This is a genomic window from Mangrovicoccus sp. HB161399 (assembly GCF_013184745.1).
In the GTDB taxonomy this organism is placed as follows: domain Bacteria; phylum Pseudomonadota; class Alphaproteobacteria; order Rhodobacterales; family Rhodobacteraceae; genus Mangrovicoccus.
Genome location: NZ_JAATVU010000156.1, coordinates 1 through 5,027 on the forward strand (window position 1 = coordinate 1; position 5,027 = coordinate 5,027).

The following is a 5,027-nucleotide window of genomic DNA, read 5'->3' on the forward strand; positions in this document are numbered from 1 at the left end:
GATCTTTTCCTCGTCAGACCACTCCCGCCGACGCCCGGCATCACCGGGGCCCAGGAGCTCAAATTGCGAAATAACCTTAGCGCATGCCATAAGCCATGCTCTTAGACGGGCGTCACAGACCTCGGAAGACGGCCCTCACCGCAGGGATACGCGGCGGCGACAGGGCGGCCTTCATGTACACGCTGATCGTGACGGCGAAGATGAACGGCATCGATCCACAGGCTTGGCTCGCTGGTGTCCTGGCGTGGCTGCCTGACACCAAGGTCTCGCGCGTACCAGAGCTTCTGCCCTGGAACTGGACGCCACAAAGCGCCTTGTCACGCAAGGCCGCATGACCGCGGCCCTCGCCGGATGTTTACGTTAAAGGAAATGAGATCTCAGAACCGCCGCCTCACAAACAGGTGGGGGGCCAGGCTTCGCTTGCAACGATTATGCTCGTAGTCCGCGCGGGGCAACTCCGGGCGAAATTTTGGGGCCAGCTACGGCCGGGCTACGCCCGACCTCCGCTGCCCCCAAAATCATGCTCTCCAAAGTCGCAGACCCGCCCACGACTGGCCTGGTTTTGCGCCGCGACATGGCCGGAGTTTGCTCCGCCATTGACAAATCAACGCCTCTCACATTTGCAAATGCAAGGCGATGGCGACCAAAACTAGGCCACATCCGTATGCCGAATATTCTCGGAGCTTACTTCGACAATTGATAGTTCTGGCCAAGGTGCCGCCCAGCAACGCCACTGCAAGATCAGATGGAAGAGCGGTCAAGGGCACGAGGGAACCTAAAACCAATAGCTGCAGCTGACCATTTTGATCGCTGAACAATTCCACATCCGAACTAACAAACGGCGGCAAGAAAAGCACCAAGAAGAGAACCGTTTTAGGATTGAGAAGTTCAACGAGTATGCCCTGCCAGACGATTTCCGAGATTGGCTCTTTTGTTACCGTGTCCACATAAACTGTTTGCCGAGCTCTATCTCGTGCCCCATGGATCATCCCAATCCCAAGCCATACCAAATATGCTGATCCGACATAACTTAGGACTGGGACCACCCAGTCGATCCGTTCGAACAGGGCGGCCAGTCCGAATGAAGTCCCCAACACCAAAAGGATTCCGCCAAACCCTAAGCCGACCGCGGAAGCTAGGCCGGCGGATCGACTTTGGCCAACACTTCTGGACAAAACGTACAACATGGATGGCCCTGGCGTGAGGCTGAGTGCGAAACCGGCGAGTGTCACTGCGATTATTGCGTCAAAATCCGGCATCATCTAAGCAACCTTCCCATTCATGCGATCTTCAAACGGGTTCGAAGTCATCGGAAACGCTAGGCGTGAATTTCGAGAGTGCTTGGCACGCAACTTCGCGTCCCTCAAATAGGGGAAGTCACGTGTCAACATACGCTCAAGGTGTTCTCCCGCAAAGATAGGTTGATATTTTGGTATCTCATTTTCTTTAAGAAGCTGTCGGAAAGGTTTGATCTCGGCATCGTAATTTGCTGCTACGAAATAGGGCAGAGAGAACCGCTCCGGGCTCAGGTTCAAGACTCGATGCGGCGTCGACCTAAAGATACCGTTTGTCCAGCTTTCTAACATATCTCCAACATTCACAATCAGCGTGGCGGGGTCAACTGGAACGTCAATCCATATGTCATCCTGCGTCATTACCTGAAGTCCTTCATTGCGGGTATGCAAAAGTGTCAGGCACTCATAGTCAGTATGGGCGCCCATATTCACTGATCGCAGATCGGTTGTGTTGACGTTACGCACATAATGAAGAAGTCGCAACTGTGACACGGGCTTACTCATTTGGCTTGTTATCGCCCCTGCAGGCAGTCCTAGATAAGCTTCAAAACAGCCACACAGGCGCCTTCCAAGAGTAGACACTTGCCTGTAATACTCACTAATTACGCCCTTGAAGCCCAAAAGATCCGGCCACACGTTCGGCCCGAGAACTCGATTTCCGGCCAAATAATCCGGATCATCGTACGGCAAATCCAGTCCCAAATCGAATGCCTCGTAGTTGCGATTCACTTCATCTGGATAGTCCCCCTTTTCTGAAAAGGGCACGTATCCGCGATGATTGGAACTCTTGGCGATATAGTACTGTCGTTTAAATGCCTCTGGCATCGAGAAGAGCCGTTCGGCTTGTTGATAGCACGATTCGACAAGGGCTGGATCAATGCCGTGATCGCAGATTCTCAAAAATCCTATTCCTTGCGCAGCTTCGCCAATGGCGCTGCAAAGAGAAACATACTTTTCTCCATTCTCCTGGTTAAGGTCGGCGAGACTAATTAGGGGGGGCTCGTACATGGCTTCCTCACAACCGTTGGGTGAATAGTCACCAATGGTTGTAAACCACGCCTGACGTTTAGTTAACTAGAAGGCTATCGCGTTCGGAATTCTGGAGGGCAGGACATGGAACATATATAGAACACAGCCCACCTTCTCACCGCGGAGATCAGGTTGGAGGAGAACTTTTGCCTTCAGGATGACGGGTCAGTTCCAAATGCGATTCCCTTGAAGTTCGCTACTCTGGCAAAAAAGCAGGAAAATATAAATGGAAAGTGGAACCCTCACCCGACTTTGACTCGACTGTAACGGTGCCCCGCGATTGCTGCATGTATCCAAACACCGTAGACAGGCCAAGGCCGGTGCCTTCACTCGCCGATTTTGTCGTGAAGAACGGATCGAATACCTGTTGCAGCTGGTTCTCGGGTATCCCCGTTCCTGTGTCGCTTACGCTGAGGCGGACGTATCTGCCCGGTTCTAGCGTCAGCCTGCGATCTGCCACGTCGGATACTGCAACCGATACATTTCGGGTCCGAATGTCCAGCCGCCCGCCCTCAGGCATCGCATCACGCGCATTGACAATCAAGTTCAGCACGGCATTCTCTGCCCCGCTTCGGTCAACCTTTGTGGGCCAAGTCGCCTCTGAAAGATTAAGTTGCACGGAAATCACTTCGGGCAAGATGCGCTTGCTCCATAAAAGAGTGGATTCCACCAGCTCCCGAAGGTCCACAATTTCGGCATCCAAGTGGGCACGCTGCGAAAATGCGAGCATGCTTCGCACCAGGCTCGCGCCCTTCTCGGATGCTGTTCGAGCTGCGTTCAGGCAGTCAACCACCTCGGCGTCGCGGGGACTGAAAACCTCGTCCAACAGTTCCAGGTTTCCCGAAATCACTGTAAGAATGTTGTTGAAGTCGTGAGCGAAGCCACCCGAAAGCCGCCCTATTGCTTCCAATTTCCGTGCCTCGAAGAGCTGTGCTTCAAGCGCTTTTCGGCTATTGATTTCCTTGGTGATCTGCAAATGAGAATCCACCAAATTATGGTACCTCCTCACCGATCTTTCGGTCTCTTCCAAAAGCTCCATTTTTGCGCTTGTCATCGCTGCGACTGTTGTAAGTATCTCCAGCTCCGCTTTGCCGTATGCTCCCGGTTCAGGGTGCTCACTGTCAATGACGCCAACCACACGGTTACCGAAGATCATGGGGACGCATAGTTCCGACCGTGCCGGCTGGGCATCCGAAATATAGTCCTTGTCGTCAAGCAGATCATTGACAATCACAGCTTCCCGGGTTTGCGCCACCCGACCCGTAATACCTTGTCCAAACGGGATTTTGAGCGGGTTTATGATGTTGCGGCCAAACGGGTTTTTCTCTCCCATGGCTGCGGCTTGCGTCAAAACCGTTTCTTCAAGGTTAGAGGTGTAGATCACGCAGTCCACGAATTCGAGCTTCCCGACGACTTTTTGCGCTACATACCATAGAAGATCGTTGACGTTTGGGATACTCATGACATCAATCGCAAACTCGTTGAGAATGCGAAGTATCAACGCTTCGTAGCTCTGCTTGCTACGATCATGCCCAGCGGCCAAGTGTGAGGAAGTGTTCAGTTTCCAATCCTATTCGTTCAAAAGCGGCCGTTTTTGCACCCCGGACAAGGCATGACCTATTTGATAAAATAGTCAGCCCGCGATTCAGAGATCCTAAACCTTTAAGGAAACCGCTGAAAATGTCAATTGGCCGGAAAGCCGCAAGCACTTCCCTCGCCCCACCGCGGCCCTAACACGCCGCTGAAGTAGTCGCCCGTCGACGCGGCCTATAGAACGTGATTCATCCTCGACGAGGCGCTGTTGCGCAAATCAGCTGATGACCGCAGCGGTGGTCTTCAATGGGGTTGTCACCGGTGTCTATTTTCAGGCTGCGCACTCTCCCGGTCCGGCCATGGGGCCGTCGGCTGCTTCCCTGGGGAGCGTGTCGACGGCCCCATGGCCTCGTGGCATCTCGTCGGGCCTGTCCGGGTTGAGCCAGACGGAGCCGATCGGCGTCCAGCAGCGCGTGCTGCCTGACTGTCAATCGGCACGGAAAACTGCCCCCCTATTGGAGTGCGCCCCTGCGGGTGGACCAGGTTGGCCGGTTGAATTGACCCCCTGCGGGCTTTCAGAGGAAGAAAGCCTATGCCCAGACGCCACCGAAGCCATAGTACCGAATTCAAGCGCCAGGTCGTCGCCGAGTTTCAGGGCGGCGAGACGCTCCACGCGCTCGGCCGCCGCCACGACCTGTCGCGCAACCTGATCCGTGTCTGGATCGAAAAAGCGGAAGCAGGCGCGCTCGACGAAGACGTGGCGGCGGCCGAGCCGATGGCCGAATTCGGGAAGTGGAACACCGTGTTCAAACGCTTCCGCCGCTGGGTCAAGGCTGACGCATTCTACTTGATGTTCAAAGTGTTATCCGACAATGGGGATTTTGAATACGTGATGGTGGATGGCACCATCGTCAAGGTCCACCGGCATGGACAAGGCACAAAAGGGGGACTGCGGGCCAGGCCATCGGGCGCTCTCGCGGCGGTGTGACGACGAAGATCTTGGCGCTGACAGATGCGCTCGGCAACCTGATCGACTTCCGTCTGCTGCCCGGTCAGGCACATGACCTGCGCGGCACCCGGTGGTTTTCAAGGTTGTTGTCACCGGTGTCTATTTTCAGGCTGCGCACTCTCCTGACGCGGCCATGGGACCGCCGCCGACTGCTTCCCTGG

3 protein-coding genes and 3 pseudogenes are annotated in these 5,027 nt (G+C 54.8%); 3 read left to right on the plus strand and 3 right to left on the minus strand.

Translation table 11 applies throughout. From position 1 onward, the window contains the following. Nucleotides 1-122 precede the first annotated feature (122 nt). Nucleotides 123-335: pseudogene (locus HCC78_RS31435) on the plus strand (transposase domain-containing protein); the annotation flags it as partial. Nucleotides 336-614: 279 nt separating this feature from the next. Here the strand turns inward: HCC78_RS31435 and HCC78_RS31440 are convergent. The 3 genes from HCC78_RS31440 to HCC78_RS31450 form a co-directional block, all read right to left on the minus strand. Then, nucleotides 615-1,262 (minus strand): LysE family translocator, encoded by a 648-nt coding sequence (locus tag HCC78_RS31440; protein ID WP_253949462.1) that lies wholly within the window; start codon nucleotides 1,260-1,262, stop codon nucleotides 615-617. Further along, nucleotides 1,263-2,303 (minus strand): isopenicillin N synthase family oxygenase, encoded by a 1,041-nt coding sequence (locus HCC78_RS31445; protein WP_172332655.1) that lies wholly within the window; start codon nucleotides 2,301-2,303, stop codon nucleotides 1,263-1,265. It lies immediately after the preceding gene. Nucleotides 2,304-2,520: 217 nt separating this feature from the next. Beyond that, nucleotides 2,521-3,825 (minus strand): ATP-binding protein, encoded by a 1,305-nt coding sequence (locus HCC78_RS31450; RefSeq protein WP_172332656.1) that lies wholly within the window; start codon nucleotides 3,823-3,825, stop codon nucleotides 2,521-2,523. Between the two features lie 624 nt (nucleotides 3,826-4,449). Here HCC78_RS31450 and HCC78_RS34270 point away from each other — a divergent pair. Together HCC78_RS34270 and HCC78_RS34275 are read left to right on the plus strand one after the other, a co-directional pair. Beyond that, nucleotides 4,450-4,560 (plus strand): annotated as a pseudogene (locus HCC78_RS34270) (helix-turn-helix domain-containing protein); the annotation flags it as partial. Between the two features lie 81 nt (nucleotides 4,561-4,641). Further along, nucleotides 4,642-4,931, plus strand: a pseudogene (locus HCC78_RS34275) (IS5/IS1182 family transposase); the annotation flags it as partial. Nucleotides 4,932-5,027: the final 96 nt, after the last annotated feature.